Below are 18,262 nucleotides of genomic sequence, written 5' to 3'. Positions count from 1 at the left end.
GCTTAGGTTCCCGCCCCGGAGGGAGTCATGTCCGGTGATGGTGGCGCGTCCGAAGTCGGCGTCCCCGACGCCAGCCAGTCCGACGCGCCGCCCGTTTTTGACCGTACCTGAATGTCCGTAATCCGCATCGTACGGTCAATGGCCTTGCACATGTCAAATAGGGTGAGCGCCGCCACACTGACGGCGGTCAGGGCCTCCATCTCGACGCCCGTGCTGGCCCGCGCCCGGGCCGTCGCGGTGATGAGGATGTGGTCCGCCGCCAGCGTCAGTTCGACGTTGACATAGGCCAGCGGCAGCGTATGGCACAGGGGAATCAGCCGGTCGGTTTGCTTGGCCGCCATGATGCCCGCCAGACGGGCGGTTTCGAGCGGATCGCCCTTGGGTGTTGTCCGGGCGCGAATGGCCGCCAGGGTTTCCGGCCGCATCAACACCACGCCCGAAGCCGTCGCCGTCCGGTCGGTGATTGGCTTTTCTCCGACATCCACCATCGTGAGGCGTCCGGTTTCGTCAATGTGGCTGAACGGCATGGGCTTGACAGGCTGACCGGCGACGAGGCCGCTTTGCAGGGGCGGTTCAAAGGGTTCTGGCCAAAAGGAAAAGCCGTCCTTCAGCAACGACGAAGCACGGCTTTGTTCCCTTGAAATGTGTGGCGGAGCTGACGGGGCTCGAACCCGCGACCTCCGACGTGACAGGCCGGCGCTCTAACCAACTGAGCTACAACTCCGCAAATCATTCTCCCCCGCTCACGTCCCACCGCGCCTGTCCGCGCTGCGACGTGGTGGGCGGTACTGGGCTCGAACCAGTGACCCCCGGTTTGTAAGACCGATGCTCTACCACTGAGCTAACCGCCCGTGACCGCTCCCCGCGTCGGAGAACCGCCAGACTAGGCGGAATGGCGCTGGCTGTCAAGCCTCTGTGCGTTTTGCCCGGCCCGGCACCCATTCAGTCCCCGCCGGCCACGGCGGCTGCCGGGCGCGGGGTCAGAAACTTCTCTGAGGTATCCGGCTTCTGCCCGGAAAACTTCTCAATGGCCGCGTTGTCAATGTTGATGGAGCAGAGGCTGCCACACATCGAGCAGACCTTGGCGTTGGCGGCTTCGGATTCTTCCTTGTAGCGCCGCGCCTTTTCGGGGTCCATCGCCAACCGGAACATGCCGTCCCAGTCGAGCTGCTTGCGGTAGCGGGACATCTGGTCGTTCCAGGCTTTGGCCCCTTTGACGCCCTTCACCAAATCCCCGGAGTGGGCGGCAATGCGCGTTGCGATCACACCTTCAATGACATCCTGCCGGTCGGGCAGCCGCAGGTGCTCGGCCGGCGTGACGTAGCACAGCATGTCCGTGCCGGCGGCGGCGGCAATCGCACCGCCGATGGCGCCCGTGATGTGGTCGTAGCCGGGCGCGACATCGCAGGTCAGCGGCCCCAGCACATAAAACGGCGCTCCGTCACAGACGCGCTTCTGAAGCTGCACATTGGCCACAATCTGGTCGAGCGGCACGTGGCCCGGGCCTTCCACCATCACTTGGCAGCCCTTCTCACGGGCGCGCGTCACGAGTTCGCCCAAAACCAGCAACTCCGCCAACTGCCCCCGGTCGCTGGCATCACCGGTCGCGCCCGGACGCAGGCCGTCGCCCAGTGAAAAGGTCACGTCGTAACGGGCAAAGATGTCGCACAGGCGGTCAAACTGCTCGTAGAGCGGATTTTCATTACCGGTGGCTTCGATGTAGGCCGCCAGGAGCGCCCCACCCCGGCTGACGATTCCCTCGATGCGCTGGTGCTGGCGCAGTTTTCGGACTGTTTCCTTCGTCACGCCGCAGTGGACGGTCATGTAGTCCACGCCCTGCTGCGCCTGTTTCTCAATGACGGCAAACAGTTCTTCCGGGTCCATCTTCAGGATCGAACCTTCCGAAGCCACCTGATAAATGGGCACCGTGCCCAGCATGAGCGGGCTTTCCCGGATAAGCGTCTCACGAATCAGGTCCAAATCCGTGCCGGTCGAAAGGTCCATGACGCTGTCGGCCCCGTACTGCACGGCCGTGTGCAGCTTGGTGATTTCCTCTTCGAGCAGTTGGTGATAGCCCGACGCGCCAATGTTGGCATTGACTTTCGTACGGAGTCCCTTGCCAATGCCGATTGGGCGAAATTGGTGACGAATGTTTTTGGGGATGACGATGGTGCCGTCGGCCAGCCCTTGCCGGATGAACTCCGGGTCAAGCCGCTCGTCTTCGGCGACGGCCATCATCTCCTCGGTAATCTTGCCGGCACAGGCCAGCATACGAAGTGTCTGGTATTCACCGCGCACGGTGGTGTCCTCCAATGGATTTCAGTCAGGGACCGAAGTGTGGTGGATGAGGCGCATCCGGCACAAGACCGTGCGGCGCTAGTCTTCGTCGTGGCTGCCTCCGTCATAGTGCAGGACCAGCGGCTCATTGTCCGCGCGGGTTTCAAGGTGCACCGGCCGCCCCCACAGGGCGTACACGTACTCCAGCACCTTGCGCGCGTATTTCAGGTCGAGTTCCGCGCCGTCAAACCGGTGGGTCAGGTACAACTCCCGGTTCCGGTTGTAATCGCCCTCCGTGACCTCGATGTACGGGAAGCCGAAGTTGGTCATATTCGCCACCAACTGATCGCGGACGCGCTCCCAGCGTTTTTCCGTAATCGTCCACTCCTCGTCATCCACGAGTTCATAGACATAGAGGTCCAGTTCTTCAACCAGCTCTTCCGTCAGGTAGTTGCGCAGGAAGGACACGTCGTTATCCACCTCGCGCACCTCGAAGATTTTTTCGCGCCCCTGCCCGCCGGGACGGCCGTAGGCTTCCCGTTCCTCAGCCGTCGGGTTGTCCCAGCGGCGCTCGATGTCTTCAAAGATTTTGTAGCCCAGATAGTAGGGATTGAGCTGTCCCTTGTGTGGCGAGACGACCGAAGCATGGAGTTCGGCAAACTCGACGAAATCATCCGTGCCCTCGCACAGTTCACGCATGATGCGGGCATGCCAGTAGCTCGCCCAGCCTTCATTCATGATTTTTGTCTGCATCTGCGGCACGAAATAGAGCATTTCGTCGTGAATCATCATCATCACGTCGCGCTGCCAGTCTTCGAGTGCAGGAGAATAGTTGGCGATGAACCAGACGAGGTCTTTTTCGGGATAGACCGGCTCGCCCGGCTTGCGCTTCGGCGGCGGTGCCGTCTCGCCAGCCGGCTTCTCGCCCAGCCGCAGGATGTCCTCGAAGGGGTTTTCCCGGCCGCTGGTGGCTTTTTTCTCCGGCGGCGGGGGCAGGTCGCGTTCCTTGCGAATGAGAAAGTTGGGGTCTATGTGCTCCTCGATGGAGAGCACGGCATCCAGAAACGCCTCGACGGTCTTGCGGCCGTATTTGAACTCATATTCCTCGATACGCGCCGCATGCAGGTTGACTTCATCCACCATCCGCCGGTTGGTATGGGCAAAGTAGGCGTTGTGCTTGAAGAAATCGACGTGCCCCAGCACGTGCGCCATCACGAGCTTGTTCTGGAGGGGTGAGTTGGTTTCGAGCAGGAAGCCATAGGCCGGGTTCGTGTTGATGACGACTTCATAGATGCGCGACAGCCCGAAGTCATACATCGTCTTCATCCGGTGGTAAGCCTTGCCGAACGTCCAGTGGGAGAAACGGCCCGGCAGCGCATACGAGCCAATCTCGTACATGACCGTTGCCGGTACGATCTCGAAGTTGACCGGAAACGGGTCGAGACCAAACCCACGGGCGATTTCCCAGATGCGTTCGAGAGCTTCTTCCAGGGCAGCCAGTTCTTTGTCCACGGACAGATACCTCGCTCGGTAGCAGTCGGCGCCGGGCAGCAGCGCGACAGTTTGTGGCCGGTTGGAGCAACGGCCACATCGCAGGTGAGATGGTTGACGATAGCCCGTTGCCTGATCAGTCTCAATAGGCGGTCGGGTGATCTCCCTGCCTGGGGGCGATCACGCCGGACTCAAAGCCCTGAACCTTCAGGAGCCTCAATCTTTGGGGGTGCGTTCGGCGGCTCTGGCTTGTTTTTCGGCCTGCCGAATCCGCGCGATGTTGCGGCGCTCCACGGCGGTCAGCTTGTCTTCGGCATTACCGTCGGTCGGATGGTACCACGGCTGCGCGCCAAAGTGTGCCGCCAACTCCGGGTCGGAAAAACGATAGCCATGCCGCGCCAGTATCTCGTTGCGCATCAGCCGCAGCTCTTCTGCGGTCAGGTCGCGCAGGTCGTCATCGGTGAGATCGCGAAGGGAAGCCTCCGGGAAATCCCCCGGTACGTCATCCGGGTTCGGGGCGTCCGGGCCGGCAGCTTCGGGCTGGCGGGGCGGGCCGGAGGCTTTGGTATAGGCACTGATTCCCTTTTCCTTTGCCAGTGACGCGACAGCCTTTGCCTCAGCTTCCGTGGGGTAAATCCCCAGCGCCACGATGTAAAAGCCCGGCTCGAAGTTCGTCCAGTCGTCCGTTTTGACGACAAAGGGCTGCAAGCCGGCCTTGAGATAGGACTGTTTTCTGGCTTCGGCAGCCTCGGCCGTTTTGGCCGAGAAGGCAATGACGTAAAACCCTTCCGAACCCGGTTCGAGGGAGGTCGGCGGCGCGGGTGGCTCGGCAGCAGGTTCAGCCGGGGTATCTGACGCCGTGGGAGCTGGCGGAGAGGGCACCGGTTCCACAACCGGCGGCACAGGAGCCGGCTGTGCCTGGGAGCGGAAAGCCTGGCCCTGAAAATAGACCAGCAGGGCCAGAAACAACGTCGCCCCCAGCAGCAGGGTTACGGCAACACCAGCCGCAATCCACCACCAACCCTGGCTTTCCCGGCCCTGGCTTTCCCGGCCCTGGCTTTCCCGGCCCTGGTTGCCCCGGCTCTCTGTGCCGGGGGTCTCGCTGTCCAGACGGTTTTTGTTGTGGCTGCCCAGGGCAGCGGAAGCTGCCGGGCCGAGGCCGGCAGCGCGGTCCGGCGGCAGCGGCAGCGTATCGGCGGTCGGGGTGGCCGGGATTGCAGACGGAGCAGCCCCGGCCGGCGTCGAAACCGGCGCCGGAACGGATGCCGCCGGTACGGTGACAGCGGCTGCCCGGCTGTCGGTGGCCGGACGCGCCGGCGCTGTCGCCGGGGACGCCCCCCAGGCCCCGACCGGGGCTGACGCCGCAACGGCCTGCGCCAACGCCCGCCGCATCGCCGTGGCTGTGGCAAAACGGCGCGCCGGGTCCTTGCACAGCGCCGTCGCCAGAAATGACCGCACAGCAGGCGGAAAGTCCGCCGGAAGCGGCGCCGGCTCGCGGGTGAGGATGGCCGCCATCAGGGAAGTGAGGTCGGGTTGTGGAAAGGGCAACCCACCGGTGATGAGCTGCTGGAAAACCACGCCGGCGGCCCACAGATCGCCCTGCTCGGTACGTACGCCGTCGAAGGCCTCCGGCGGCATGTAAGCCGGTGTGCCGGCAATGTGTCCCGTGTGGGAGGTGGCACGCACCACCCGCGCAATGCCAAAGTCCGCCAGCCGGGGCGTTTCCCCTTGCAGCAGCACATTGGCCGGCTTCAGGTCGCGGTGAACGATCTGGCGCGCATGCAGGTGCTCCAGCCCGGCGAGAATCCCATCCACCATTTTGGCGGCTTCCGGCAGGCTCACCACGCCACCTTTCCGCGCCAGCCAGTCCACCAGCGAACCGTCCGGGGCGTACTCGCTGACGATGACCACCTGGCCGTCGTAAATGTCGGCCTCAATGATGGGCAGCACGTTGGGATGGCCGCTGGCCTGGGCCCAGATGGACGCCTCCTTGCGGATGGCATCGAGGTCCACATCGTCCGCCAGTGGGATTTTGAGGGCCACGCGCGTCACGGCCAGCGCCGTACGCCGTTCCGCCAGCCAGACCTGCCCGAAAGCGCCACGTCCGAGCAGGCGGACAAGAGTGTATGGCCCCAGCGTGTCACCCGGCGGCATGCTGCCCCCCCAAACCTTGTGAACCAACCGTCCGTGAAAGCAACCGTCCAGGCATCATGTGTTTTTTCAGCGGGATGAGTCTGGCAGAGCGTGTTTTTGCCGTTGAAATTCCGCCGGCGTTGGCATGAGAATGCCGCTACCGTTGATGTTCGTCAAATATCGGCAACCTTTTGGTTTCCACGAGGACAGACCTGATGAAAACGCTGCGCATGGGCGTTGCGGGCTGGTGGCTGCTGTGGCTGGTCATCCAGATTGGGATGCCGGTCAGGGCAACGGAAACGGTCACTGTCCCGGCCGAAGTCCGCGCCATCGTGGCCCGGATTCAACCGGCCACCTTGCGCGCCCACACCGAACTGCTTTCCGATGACCTGTTTGAAGGCCGCGCCCCCGGCACGCGCGGCGGACTTCTCACCGCGAAATACATTGCCGCCCAGTTCCAGACCTCCGGGCTGGAGCCGCTTGGCGGCTCGTATTTCCAGAACGTGCCCATTGTCAACCTGCGCGCCATCCCAACCACGATGACCTTTCGCGCCGCGTCCGGGGCAACCGTCGAACTGACGTATGGGACGGAGTTCACGGCGCAATCCGGCGAGTGCCTGCCCGAAGTCCGGTTCGATGATGTTCCGGTTGTCTTTGCCGGCTATGGCATCGTCGCGCCGGAATATGACTGGAACGACTACAAGGACGTGGACGTGCGCGGCAAGATCGTCATGCTGCTGGTCAACGATCCGGGACTGCACAACCCGTCCATTTTTCAGGGGCGGACGCTGACCTATTACGGGCGCTGGACGTACAAGTACGAGGAAGCCGCCCGCCAGGGTGCGCGTGGCGTGCTGCTCATTCACACGACTGAGAGCGCCACCTACCCGTGGCAGGTGGTCCAAAGCTCCAACACCGGCACGCGGTCGGAACTCGTCCGGGATGCCAACTCCCCGCCGGTCGTGGCCCTGAAGTCGTGGATTACCGATGACGCGGCTGTACGGATTGCCCGGCTCGGCGGCAAGCGGCTGGCCACACTCATCGAGCAGGCCGAACGGCGGGACTTCCGCCCGGTGCCGCTCGACACGACCCTTTCGCTGCACCTGAAAAGTGAAGTGTCCACACTTGAGTCACCGAATGTCGTCGGGTGGCTGCCGGGGCGTGACGAGAAGTTGCGCGATGAATGTGTTGTCGTCACGGCGCACTACGACCACTTTGGCGTCAAGGAAGACCCGGCTTCCGGGCAACGGCTGATTTACCGTGGCGCGCTGGACAATGCTTCGGGCGTGGCGGCCCTGCTGGCAATGGCCGAGGCGTTGGGAAAATCGGACTGGCGTCCGCGCCGATCAGTGCTGTTTCTGTCGGTCACGGCCGAAGAACAAGGTTTGCTGGGGGCGCAGTATTACTGCGAACATCCCCTCATTCCTCTCGAAAAAACGGCGGCCAACATCAACCTCGACGAAGTCAATGTCTTTGGGCGCACCCGCGATTTCGTCCCGCTGGGGGCGGAGCGTTCGACGCTTGGCAAAACCATTGACGCGCTGGCCAAACTGGAAGGGCTGGTGATGAAGCCGGACCCGTTCCCCCAAAACGGCTCGTTTTTCCGCTCGGATCACTTCTGCTTTGCCAAGGCCGGTGTGCCGTGTCTGTCGCTCAACTTTGGGGTCGAAGTCGAAGGCAAACCGGAAGGCTGGGGCAAACAGCGGTTTGACACCTACGTGCGCCGCGACTACCACCAACCCACGGACACCATTCAGGAAGACTGGGACTTTCGGGGGGCGGCCCAGCATGCGCAGTTCGCCCTGCTCATCGTGGCCACCGTTGCCGATGACCCGGCCATGCCCGACTGGCTTCCCGGTGAGGCCTTCCAACGCAGGAAGACCTGAAACATCCGCCCAAACTGGAGCCAAACTCACCCATGTCCACCCAAGTTGAGTCACCGGCGGCGACGCACTTCCAGCCCTTCGTGGACAGCGAAACTGTCCTGCCGGAATTTACCCTGCGCAGCGTCCTCGTTGGCGTCATTCTGGGGATCGTCTTCGGGGCGTCTTCCGTTTATCTGGCGCTCAAGGTCGGTCTGACGGTATCGGCCTCGATTCCGATTGCCGTCCTTTCCATCACGATTTTCCGGGCGCTGGGCAAAAGTTCCATTCTCGAAAACAACATGACGCAGACGATTGGCTCGGCCGGCGAGTCGGTCGCGGCGGGCGTCGTCTTTACTGTGCCGGCGCTGTTGCTGATGGGCTATGCGCTCGATCTGTCGCGCACGACCCTGACGGCGCTGACTGGCGGCTGGCTGGGCGTCCTGCTGATGATTCCCCTCCGGCGGGCGCTCATCGTCAGGGAACACGGCAAGCTGACCTATCCCGAAGGCACGGCCTGCGCCGAAGTGCTCATCGTCGGCGAAAAGGGCGGCAGCCAGGCCAAGCTTGTCTTTGGGGGCTTCGGGCTGGCGCTGCTGTACAAATTTCTGATGTCCGGGCTGCACCTGTGGAAAGAGTACCCTGAAAAAGCCCTTGGCAAGGCGCTGCCCGGCGCGACGCTCAGCGCCGAAGTGTCGCCGGAGCTGATGGGTGTCGGCTACATCATCGGGCCGCGTGTGGCCGGGATTATGCTGGCCGGCGGCGCGTTGTCGTATCTGGTGCTCATCCCGACGATTGTCTTTTTCGGCAGCGGCCTCAGTGAACCGCTGTTCCCGGCGGCAAAGCTCATCCGGGATATGTCGCCCAGCGATGTGCGTACCAACTTCGTGCTCTACATTGGCGCCGGCGCGGTCGCTACGGGTGGCATCATCAGCCTGGCACGCTCCCTGCCGATGATCCTGTCCGCCTTTCGCGCTGGGGTGGGGGGCTTCAAGGCGGCGGCGGCGACAGCCGTGGCACGAACCGAAAACGACCTGCCGATGAACCTCGTCCTGGGCGGCGCCGGGCTGCTGTGGATTATTCTCAGCGCCGTCATTTACTTCACGGCGGCCGAGCTTGGGTTCAGCCTGCTGGCAGCAGCGATGATCATTGCCTTTGGCTTCTTCTTCGTCACCGTGTCGTCCCGGATTACGGGCGAAATCGGCTCTTCCTCCAATCCGATTTCCGGCATGACCGTCGCCACCATCCTGCTGACCTGCCTCATTTTTCTGGCGATTGGGAAAGTCGGGATTGAAGCGCGGGTGGTCGCGCTCTCGGTCGGCGCGGTGGTGTGCATTGCGGCGGCTATCGGCGGTGCGACCTCGCAGGATTTGAAAACGGGCTTTCTGGTCGGGGCCACGCCACGGCAGCAGCAAATCGGACTGGTCATCGGTGTGACCACCTCAGCGCTGGCCATCGGCTGGGTGCTTTCGTTTCTGAACGACTCGAACACGATTTACTTCCCCAAGGAAGCGCCGGGCTACACGGCTGCGGCCACGGAAAACCGTACGGTAACGCTTGCCGGAAAAACCTACCGCATTCACAACGTGACCGAACCGGCGGCGGGACTGCTTCCCGGACGCTACCTCATCAACGACGCCGGACAGATTCGGTTCGTCATTGATCCGGGCGTGGGCGGGATTGAAACCAGACAGCTCATTGAAACGACCGGGTCCATACAGGGCACAGACACCGGCCGGACCCTGCGCGGCCTCGATGACCAGACCTACCGTGTCGTGCAGGTGGCCACATCGCCGGAAGTCACCGTGGAATATCTCGTGGACGATCAGGGGCAGGCCCACTACCGGCTCGACCGGCGCGACCTGCCCTACTCAGCCCCCAAAGCCAGCCTCATGAAGCTCATCATTGACGGCATCCTGACCCAGAAACTTCCGTGGGGGCTGGTGCTGCTGGGCGTGTTCATCTCCATCACCATGGAGTTGTGCGGTGTGGCGGCATTGCCGTTTGCGGTCGGGCTGTACCTGCCGTTTTCGACCTCGGCGGCAATTTTCGTCGGCGGCTTCATCCGCTGGCTGGTTGACCGTCAGACGGGCGGCGCGGCTTCCGAGGCCGAAGCCGAAGCCGGGAGTGGCGTCCTGCTGAGTTCGGGACTGATTGCCGGTGGTTCGATTGGGGGTCTGCTGCTGGCCGCCCTGACGGTTGTCGCCAGCGGATTTCTGACCACGCTCAACGTAGCGGAACACTTCCCGGCGCTTGAACACGGTGCCTTCGCCGATGCCTGGGCCATCACCGTGTTCCTGCTGCTGGGCATTGGTCTTTACCGGATTGCGCGTTCGTCTCCGGTTGGAACGAAATCATGAACACTCGTTTGCCTATTTGGCGGGCTGTAGCCGGTGTCGCCATCGGGTTGGGATGCCTCTGGCTTGGGGCCAGCATCGCTTCCGGGCCCGTAGCGGCGGCCGGCATCGTGACCCGCGACAACGCACCGTTCAATTATGCGGAAGACCGGCTGCTCATCTACTACGATGCGGCCGCCAAGCGCGAAACGGTCGTGTTCGAGCCGGCGATCCGCTTTCGCGGAGAAGCCTTTGCCTGGGCAATGCCATTTCCGGGTGAGGTTCAGTTGGCGGCGGCCGGGCCACAGATTTTTCTCCGCCTGAGTGAATATCTGGCCCCGACCGTCATCGAGACGCGCCGGCGCTGGAAGCTGGCTTTCTGGCTGTGGGAGTGGTTCAAACCCAAACCCGTCATCAAACCCGGCGAACTGCCCAAACCGCAACCGGGGCAGGTCGTGGTGGCGCGGCGTGTCGTCGAAGCCGGGATTGAGACCCTGCCCCGCGCCACGAAAGAAGAGCTGACCAAAGCGCTCCAGAAGGCCGTGGCGCGCAACCCCGAGGAACTTCCCTTCGATCCGACCAAACCGCCCACGCCGGAAAAACCGCTTCCGCTGTCGGAGACCTTTCTGAACTGGGCCAGGCCGCACCTCGACCAGAAAGCCACGTGGGTCGTCGTTACGGCCCGGACGGATGTCCCGGACATCTCCCTTGGATATGACGAGCAGGCCTCGATTCAACCCTTCGTCGTGTCCTTTACGACCGAGCAGCCGGTTGTCCCGCTCATCTGCCCGCCGCCCTTGCCGGCGCTCGAAGACGCCCCGAAATATCGCAATTTCAAGGTGTTCATCGTGACCAGAGAGCGGACGGAAGTCCGCGCCGACGGCACGCTGCTGTTTGAGCCGGCGGCCGTCCCCTTTGCCGACCGTGTTCCGGCAGCCGACTGGGCCAAGCGGGTCCTCGCGCCCACCCAACCGGAATTTCAGCCGGCGGAAGACACTTTCCTGACGACGTATTTTCACACCGAGCGCGACCAGCGGGTGTTTCAGACCAACCCGGTCATCGTTCCGGCCACGACGCAAGCTACGATTCGCCCGCCGGCCAATGTCATCGTTCAGGAGCAGCCGGTCATCATCCCCGGCGAGGCGCTGCTGCTCATCCTTGGCGGCGGACTCGTGTACTGGCGGCAGCGGCAACGGGAGCAGCGATAAGGGCCGAACAGTTCAGACCTGTCCGGCTGAGGGACAAAGATCGGCCAGGATACAGGACTGACACTGCGGATTCCGCGCGCGGCAGACGGCGCGCCCGTGAAAGATGAACCAGTGCGGCAGCATGACGTAGTGCTGGCGCGGCACAATGGCCATCAGATCGCGCTCAATTTTTTCGGGCGTCGGCGCGGCGGAAAACCCCAGGCGCTTTGCCAGGCGGGTGACATGCGTATCCACCACCACGCCCGGCGCCTGCCCGAAGGCATTGCCCAAAACGACATTCGCCGTCTTGCGGGCCACACCGGGCAGCGTCAGCAGGTCTTCCATGGTACGCGGCACTTCCCCGCCGAAGTGCGCGACGAGCCGCTGCCCCATGCCCTGCAATGCCTTGGCTTTGTTACGGTAAAAGCCGGTTGAGCGAATGTCTTCCTGCAGGGTTTCCAGGTCGGCCCGGGCATAGTCAGCCGCCGTACGGTATTTCTGGAACAGTTCCCTGGTCACGAGGTTGACCCGCTCATCGGTGCACTGCGCAGAAAGAATCGTGGCAACGAGCAGTTCCAGCGGCGTGCGGTAGTTGAGCGAGCAGTGGGCATCGGGATAGGCGCGGCGCAAACGCCGGATGACTGTCTGCATCCGGCGGCGCTGGGCCGCCAGATCATGATTGTCCGCGTTGGCAGATGAAGAGTTTGACTGTGGTGGTTTCATACGGCGCAGCGATTTACTGAAAACGGCTTGACGATGGGCAGGCTTTGCAGCCAGCATAACGCTCTCCAACAACGCCTGAGAATCATTCACGACCTCAACACTCACGCCCAAGCTCGCAGCGTATGCCGAAAGTTCTGGTTCCCCTCGCGGTAGGCTTTGAGGAAATGGAAGCGGTCATCGTCGTGGATGTCCTGCGCCGGGCCGGGATCACCGTGGTGACGGCTTCCCTGACGGACCATCCGACCGTCACCGGCTCGCATGACATTCCTCTGGTGGCCGAGACGACCCTGGATGCCGTGGCCGAAGACCACTTCGACGCTGTCGTGCTTCCCGGCGGATTGCCGGGCGCGACCAACCTGCGGGATGATGCGCGGGTGGCGCGGCTTGTCCAGCGCACGGCGGAGCAGGATGGCTGGGTAGCGGCCATTTGTGCGGCACCGCTGGCATTGGCGGCCTTTGGTGTCCTGCGCGGCAAGCGTTTCACGTCGCATCCCAGCGTACGCGAACCGTTGCAGGCGGCCGGCGGCGAGTATGTTGAGCAGCGGGTCGTCGTGGACGGCCGGACGGTGACGAGTCGCAGTCCCGGCACGGCCTTTGAGTTTGCCCTTGAACTGGTGGCGCACTTGGTGGATGCAGCCACAGCGCAGCGGCTTTCCCAGGCAATGCTCGTGTCGCCGTCCACATCTGGAGTTTGATTCCGCCGTCTGCGTTTTTCCGTCCCAAATCGGTTATGCGTGACTTGCCTAAACGTCTCACGGTTGGCGCCTTGCTCGGCAGCCTCGCGCTCGCTGCCGGCGTATCGGTCTGGCTCGTGTCGCGGTCGCACACAAGGTTTCCACAGGCACCACACCTGACACCTGACACCGTTGCCGCCAAGGAAGCCGTCACCGACCCGTTGCTGAGTGAACTTCTGGCGGATGACTACGCGGATGCAGAGGAACTGGAATACTACGACCGGGCAGCGGTTCGGCAGGCGCTTCTGGCGGAACAACAGCGCGCCACCGGCAGGCGGGCGGTAGCTGTCGCCTACCTGCTGGCGGCGCTGGATGAGGACTACGCGCACAACCGTGCGCTGGTGTTGCAGGCGTTTGAGGCACGGTTGGCCGATCCGACCGAAGACGACGATGCGATTGAGTACGTCATTTCGCTCTGCCATCGCGGCGACACGACGCTGCGGCAGCCCCTGTTGGGGGCCGCGCGGCGGTGCGTCGGGGAATCGGCGGAACTGTTGGGGATGTTCTACGCCGACCTCATCACCTCTGACCTCGATGGCTTTCTGGAATGTCTCAGCCATTTCCCTTCCGAAGAACAGCGGCGCATTGCCGACCTGATGGCGGCGAGCCTGTCAGTGGCTTCAGAGGACCAGGTTTCGGATGACCAGCTCGATGCGCTGTACGACAGCCTCGTGCGCTACACCACCCAGGGCAAACCGCAGCACCGGGCGGCCGCCCGCCAGTGCCTCGAAGCCCTTGACCGCGAGCTGTCTGATGGCGACACCACCGCGCCTGCCGCCATGCTTGCGCGTCAGCGGACGTAGGCCCGTCCTTCTTTCACTGTCTGCTATTACAAGCCAATCTGCCTTCTCTGCATAAGACTTGCGGCGCACTCCGTGGTTCAGCCTGTGGCCCCTGGGATTCCCCTGCCCACGGTTAGTTGGCACTGCCGCTCCGCTTTCACAATCGCTACAAGCGGATTTCACATCGCAGTAACGCGCCCTCCGTATTGCCTGTCAAGAAGTCAAATCGCTGCGTCTGTGGGATATAAAACATGCGGAGGGGAAAATATGAGCAAGTGGCTGGTCAAAATTCAGGGATATGAATACGAAACAAACATTGATGAGCTGAAGCAGTGGGTTATTGAAGGTAGGGTCTTACCCGAAGACATGATTTTCCGTCAGGGACTGGGCTGGAGAATAGCCAGAGAAGTACCAATGCTCCGGGAGGCTTTTGAAGAACAAAGAAAAAAGCCTCCATCGCAACAGGAGACATCTCTATCTCCATCCTTTCACCAACCTTATGCCTACCAACAAGCAAATCAGTACACCCTTCCTACACTTTTCCAGAGAGGAATGGGATTCTTTTTAGATAATCTTTCTTACAGCCTTTTTGCCGCACCGGGCCTTTTGCTGCTGTATTTACAGGAAAGCGCAGCAACCCTTGAGGGCATTGCACCAGAGGAAGCTGTCACAGCAACCCCCTACATCCTCATGACTCTCGGCACAATCGTCAACTTTGGATTGAATGTTTATTTGACGAGTGCTTACGGTGGCACAGTCGGCAAGCGCCTGGTAGGGACCGTTGTTCTCGACAGGGAAAGCAAAGCTTTTCTGAGCTATGGAAAGTCTGCACTTCGTGAGGGCCTGCGATTTTTCCTTTGCAACGCAGGTATTCTAAAAAGAGTTTGCTGCCTTCTTGGACTGGCGTCCGTCTGGTTACGTTTTGATTCAGAACGAAGACAGGTGTATGACATAATTCTAGGGTCAAATGTCTACGAAAAAGCGTCTTAATCTACCTAAGTTTCACTACCGGAGAAAACAGTTATGTATCACGGAAATCCTCAACTCAATAGAGAAGAAAGATTCTGGAAGACTTACTTTATAACCCTCGCCTGTGTTCTGGCAACAGGGCTGGTTCCTTCCCTGGTATTGGTAAACAAACACGGATACAGGATATTTCTTCCGGGTCATCTTCGGGAAGAGTCAATATCCGACGTTCTTGCCGAAGAATGGATTCTTTGTCCCAACTGCATGACAACGATTACCGGTACAGAAAAAGGCGAGACTTTTCTCGAGCTTGCAACGTCTGACAGCCCTAAAGAAGCAGTTCTTTATTACAAGGAGCAATTCGACCAGAGAGGATACTCCTATAGCATTGAAAAGGACAATCTCGGCACAGTCATAACAGCCGAGAAAGGGAAGGTATCGTGCAAGGTCCGGGTTTCCAGTGACGAATACTCCAGAACCCGGGTTGAGATTATTTTGTCAAGACCCAAACCATAGCCCTGCCATTCAACCCGTCCCAGGCAGAAGCCTGGCATCTCTCTGACACGAGTCCCTGATTGAGGGCAAAGGCGTTATGGAGGACACCACCCACGGGTCAGTTTCAGGACCAGGGACGGGAGGCCATTCAGTGCGCCGTCAGGTGGCTGTGTCCCCGATCACCACTCGGCAGGACGTTCATCGAAAAGCGATTGAAGTCTATCGCCCGGTGCTGCCCGACGAGACGCTCGCGGCTGTAGGCATCAAAGCCCAGACCGTCGAGATACAGCGCCAGATCGAAGTCCGAGGCCAGGTAAAGGGACGGCGGTGTGTCGCCGCAGTGGTACAGAATGAGCAGGCGTTCCACCACCTCAACCGGCGAAAAGCGTTTCTGTGGGTCTTGAAAGCAGGCCATCGTTGCCACCTCGCAGGGGTGGCATCCCGCACGGGGATACCTTCCAGGGTGCGCCGCACCATCAGAAGGGACGAAAATACAATGGCACAGCGTGACAGGCAGCGCCCCGACACCTTGCCCCAACCTGCCGTGGCGATGCAAGTCAGACCTGTGCAGTCGCCCTTGTCTCCGGCTGCCAGTCCGGGGTCCGGGGTTGGGGTGGGTTCATCGCCGGCGCGCCCCAGACACACTGCCATTTCTCACGCCAGGTCGGGCGGGTCCGCATCGCATCAAACATTTCCTTCCATGCGTGAAGGTTGGCCCACAGCGGGTTGTAGCTGCGCAGGGGCTTGATGATGCCATAGCGTACCGGCTCGGTTTCCTCGGCAAAAGTGCCAAAGAGCCGGTCCCAGATGATGAGAATCCCACCGTAGTTCCTGTCCAGGTAAGGCTCGTTGACGCCGTGATGAACGCGATGGTGCGTCGGACAGTTGAAAATCCATTCGAGCCAGCCCAGACGCCCGACGAATTGCGTGTGAATCCAATACTGGTACAGCAGGTTGATGGCATGCGCCGTCAGCACCATCTCCGGCGGAAAGCCGAGCAAGGCGATGGGTACGTAAAAAACCCACGCCACCAAGCCACCAAACCAGCTCTGGCGGACGGCCACACTCAGGTTGTAGTGATCGCTTGAGTGGTGGACGACGTGCATGTTCCAGAAGAACCGGCTCTCGTGACTAATGCGATGAAACCAGTAGTAGAAGAAGTCATCGAGCAGCAGCACCACGGCCCATGACCACCAGGCGGGTTCGATTCTGAACGGTGAAATGTACCAGCAGAACCAGTAAATTGCCGCGGTGGGAATGAATTTTCCCAGCAGGCTTCCAGTGCCAATTGCGATGTTGGTCAGGCTGTCTTTCCAGGTGACGAAGCCCGTTCCCTTGATTTTGTCCCAGACAGCTTCCAGGATGATGGTCAGCAGAAAGAACGGGATAGCCGAAAGAATAAGATTTTTCATGGCAGGTCAGGTGGCGCAGCGCACACGGCCCGGACGCGGTTCTGCACCGGCATCCACAGGGTTGGCGTATCATCAGCAGCATACACGCCCGGAACCCAGGAAACGACCTCTGCCCGCCGTGCCTCCAAAAGGCGCAGCGCGTCGTCGCTATGGCGTGACACCAGTCCCGCCGCCCCAGGCTGGTGTCGGCAGGCGTTTGCCGGTGTCAACCGCTTTTGATGATAAGGATTCTGAAAGGATACAGACATGACAGCCCACCGTGTTCATCGGACGCTTTCCAAACCATGCACGACACTTCTGGCAGGTGCCCTGCTTGGGTGGGGCAGTTTGGGGATTGTCACAACCCCGGCACAAAGCGGCGGCCGCCCACGCACCGTGACCCAGCCGCCGACCGGTTCAGCGGAGCAGGAGTTCCCCTCCCCCAATGCCGGTCGCAGCACGCCTCCCAACGTACGCCGGGGCAGCCCCCTCGACATCGCCCAGGTCATCGAACGCTTCACCGAAAACGAATCCCTGCTGATGCGGGAGTTCGCCAACTACATTTATCGCCAGGAAGTGCGCATGCAAACCCTTGGGTTTGACGACCGCCCAACGGGCGAGTTTTACCGGCTTTCCGAAGTTTCCTTCACCGAGAGCGGACAGCGCCGCGAAGAGGTCAAACGCTTTCCACCTTCGACCCTGCAGGGACTGCAAATCACCCCGGCTGACCTGGAAGACTTCGGAACAACGAAGCCCTTTGCAATCACCAGGGAAAATGCCCCGCTCTATCACATCGAGTACGTGACACGTGAACGGCTGGACGAACTCGACACCTATGTTTTTGACGTACGCCCCAAGCGCGTTCCCAAATTCGAGCAGGGCGGGAAGCGGTTTTTCACCGGCCGCGTCTGGGTGGACACCCAGGACCTCATGGTGGTCAAAACAGCCGGGCGGACGCTGCCCGAAGACCGAAACAACAAGTTCCCCCGCTTCGAGAGCTACCGCGAAAACATCGATGGCAGGTTCTGGTTTCCAACCTACGTCTATGCCGACGACACGCTGGAGTTTCCAAACCAGTCCATCCATATCCGGCTGGAGATTCGTTACACCAACTACCGGCGCTTCCAGACCGATGTGAAAGTGCTCGACTAACCTGCCGCTTTCCAGACACACAGCCGGGAAACCATCAAGGGCTGCCGGGAGAGAGTCTCCCGGCAGCCCTTTGACACGGACGAGGCGAAAGTCTGGCTGGCGTCAGGCCGCCTGAGCCAGATTGGCAGCGGCAAAATCCCAGTTGATCAGGTAATCCAGATACGCCTGGAGGAAATCCGGGCGGCGGTTCTGAAAGTCGAGATAGTAGGCATGTTCCCAGACATCGCAGGTCAGCAGCGCCGTCTGCCCGTGGACGAGCGGCAGGTCGGCGTTAGCGGTTTTGATGATTTTCAGGTCGCCATGGTCAAGAACGAGCCAGGCCCAGCCACTGCCAAACTGCGTCACACCGGCCTGCTTGAAGGCGTCCTTGAACTGATCGAGGCCCCCGAAAGCATGGTTGATGCGGTCGGCCAGCTCGCCCGTCGGCGCGCCGCCGCCGTTTGGCTTCATCGAATTCCAGAAAAAGGTGTGGTTCCAGACTTGGGCGGCATTGTTGAACAAGGCCGCGTTGCCGTCCGTATGGGCAGCCTGGATGATCTCTTCCAGTGATTTGTCGGCATGGGGTGTGCCTTCAATGAGTTTGTTCATATTGTCCACATAGGCCTTGTGGTGTTTGCCGTGGTGGAACTCGAACGTCGTCGCCGAAATATGCGGTGCAAGGGCATCCTTGGCGTAGGGTAGTTCTGGCAGGTCGAAAGGCATAGGCTGCATGACTCCTGAGTAGGGTAGTGGC

The 18,262-nt window shown here is 61.2% G+C and carries 16 protein-coding genes and 2 tRNA genes; 8 read left to right on the top strand and 10 right to left on the bottom strand.

Annotated elements, in window-relative coordinates; all coding sequences use genetic code 11:
* Positions 1-2: 2 nt before the first annotated feature.
* From moaC to J8C05_RS02395, 6 genes are all read right to left on the bottom strand, one after another.
* Positions 3-527: a cyclic pyranopterin monophosphate synthase MoaC gene (gene moaC, locus J8C05_RS02420; protein WP_211422623.1), complete on the bottom strand. Its 525-nt coding sequence runs from the start codon at positions 525-527 to the stop codon at positions 3-5.
* 120 nt (positions 528-647) lie between these two features.
* Positions 648-724 (bottom strand) — tRNA-Asp (locus tag J8C05_RS02415).
* Positions 725-776: 52 nt separating this feature from the next.
* Positions 777-851 (bottom strand) — tRNA-Val (locus J8C05_RS02410).
* 91 nt (positions 852-942) lie between these two features.
* Entirely contained in the window at positions 943-2,298 is a 1,356-nt protein-coding gene (gene thiC, locus J8C05_RS02405; protein ID WP_459543832.1) for a phosphomethylpyrimidine synthase ThiC, read from the bottom strand.
* 78 nt (positions 2,299-2,376) lie between these two features.
* Positions 2,377-3,789: a SpoVR family protein gene (locus tag J8C05_RS02400; protein ID WP_211422622.1), complete on the bottom strand. Its 1,413-nt coding sequence runs from the start codon at positions 3,787-3,789 to the stop codon at positions 2,377-2,379.
* 195 nt (positions 3,790-3,984) lie between these two features.
* Positions 3,985-5,922 (bottom strand): protein kinase domain-containing protein, encoded by a 1,938-nt coding sequence (locus J8C05_RS02395; protein WP_211422621.1) that lies wholly within the window; start codon positions 5,920-5,922, stop codon positions 3,985-3,987.
* A 194-nt stretch (positions 5,923-6,116) separates the two neighbouring features.
* Here J8C05_RS02395 and J8C05_RS02390 point away from each other — a divergent pair, with 194 nt between their 5' ends.
* The 3 genes from J8C05_RS02390 to J8C05_RS02380 are packed head-to-tail and all read left to right on the top strand — an operon-like array spanning position 6,117 to position 11,307.
* A complete protein-coding gene (locus J8C05_RS02390; protein ID WP_211422620.1) occupies positions 6,117-7,787 on the top strand; it encodes a M20/M25/M40 family metallo-hydrolase in 1,671 nt (556 codons plus the stop codon).
* A 32-nt stretch (positions 7,788-7,819) separates the two neighbouring features.
* Complete coding sequence (locus tag J8C05_RS02385; RefSeq protein ID WP_211422619.1) at positions 7,820-10,123, top strand: OPT family oligopeptide transporter; 2,304 nt, start codon at positions 7,820-7,822, stop codon at positions 10,121-10,123.
* Positions 10,120-11,307: a hypothetical protein gene (locus J8C05_RS02380; protein ID WP_211422618.1), complete on the top strand. Its 1,188-nt coding sequence runs from the start codon at positions 10,120-10,122 to the stop codon at positions 11,305-11,307. The genes J8C05_RS02385 and J8C05_RS02380 overlap by 4 nt, the downstream gene beginning before the upstream one ends.
* A gap of 12 nt (positions 11,308-11,319) precedes the next feature.
* Here the strand turns inward: J8C05_RS02380 and nth are convergent, their stop codons facing one another.
* Entirely contained in the window at positions 11,320-12,009 is a 690-nt protein-coding gene (nth, locus tag J8C05_RS02375; RefSeq protein ID WP_246840730.1) for an endonuclease III, read from the bottom strand.
* 122 nt (positions 12,010-12,131) lie between these two features.
* On the opposite strand from nth, the gene J8C05_RS02370 reads away from it, so the two are divergent.
* The 4 genes from J8C05_RS02370 (at position 12,132) to J8C05_RS02355 (ending at position 15,007) form a co-directional block, all read left to right on the top strand.
* The gene (locus J8C05_RS02370; RefSeq protein WP_211422616.1) at positions 12,132-12,704 is read left to right on the top strand and encodes a DJ-1 family glyoxalase III; all 573 of its coding nucleotides are present in this window, start codon (positions 12,132-12,134) and stop codon (positions 12,702-12,704) included.
* A 35-nt stretch (positions 12,705-12,739) separates the two neighbouring features.
* Positions 12,740-13,546 carry a hypothetical protein gene (locus tag J8C05_RS02365; RefSeq protein ID WP_211422615.1) on the top strand — a complete coding sequence of 269 codons (807 nt, stop codon included), beginning with the start codon at positions 12,740-12,742 and terminating at the stop codon, positions 13,544-13,546.
* A gap of 246 nt (positions 13,547-13,792) precedes the next feature.
* Positions 13,793-14,515, top strand: a complete 723-nt coding sequence (locus tag J8C05_RS02360; RefSeq protein ID WP_211422614.1) for an RDD family protein — start codon at positions 13,793-13,795, stop codon at positions 14,513-14,515.
* 33 nt (positions 14,516-14,548) lie between these two features.
* Positions 14,549-15,007: a hypothetical protein gene (locus J8C05_RS02355; protein WP_211422613.1), complete on the top strand. Its 459-nt coding sequence runs from the start codon at positions 14,549-14,551 to the stop codon at positions 15,005-15,007.
* Between the two features lie 127 nt (positions 15,008-15,134).
* Here J8C05_RS02355 and J8C05_RS02350 read toward each other — a convergent pair whose 3' ends face one another.
* Together J8C05_RS02350 and J8C05_RS02345 are read right to left on the bottom strand one after the other, a co-directional pair.
* A complete protein-coding gene (locus tag J8C05_RS02350) occupies positions 15,135-15,401 on the bottom strand; it encodes a hypothetical protein (protein ID WP_211422612.1) in 267 nt (88 codons plus the stop codon).
* A 142-nt stretch (positions 15,402-15,543) separates the two neighbouring features.
* Positions 15,544-16,398 carry a sterol desaturase family protein gene (locus J8C05_RS02345; RefSeq protein ID WP_211422611.1) on the bottom strand — a complete coding sequence of 285 codons (855 nt, stop codon included), beginning with the start codon at positions 16,396-16,398 and terminating at the stop codon, positions 15,544-15,546.
* Between the two features lie 246 nt (positions 16,399-16,644).
* On the opposite strand from J8C05_RS02345, the gene J8C05_RS02340 reads away from it, so the two are divergent.
* The gene (locus J8C05_RS02340) at positions 16,645-17,529 is read left to right on the top strand and encodes a hypothetical protein (RefSeq protein WP_211422610.1); all 885 of its coding nucleotides are present in this window, start codon (positions 16,645-16,647) and stop codon (positions 17,527-17,529) included.
* 102 nt (positions 17,530-17,631) lie between these two features.
* Here J8C05_RS02340 and J8C05_RS02335 read toward each other — a convergent pair whose 3' ends face one another.
* On the bottom strand, positions 17,632-18,231 hold the full coding sequence (locus J8C05_RS02335) for a superoxide dismutase (protein WP_211422609.1): 600 nt from the start codon (positions 18,229-18,231) through the stop codon (positions 17,632-17,634).
* Positions 18,232-18,262: the final 31 nt, after the last annotated feature.

It is taken from the genome of Chloracidobacterium sp. N (assembly GCF_018304765.1).
In the GTDB taxonomy this organism is placed as follows: Bacteria; Acidobacteriota; Blastocatellia; order Chloracidobacteriales; family Chloracidobacteriaceae; genus Chloracidobacterium; species Chloracidobacterium aggregatum.
The sequence above is the reverse complement of the archived record's forward strand: the minus strand, read 5'-3'. Positions and strand labels throughout refer to the sequence as shown.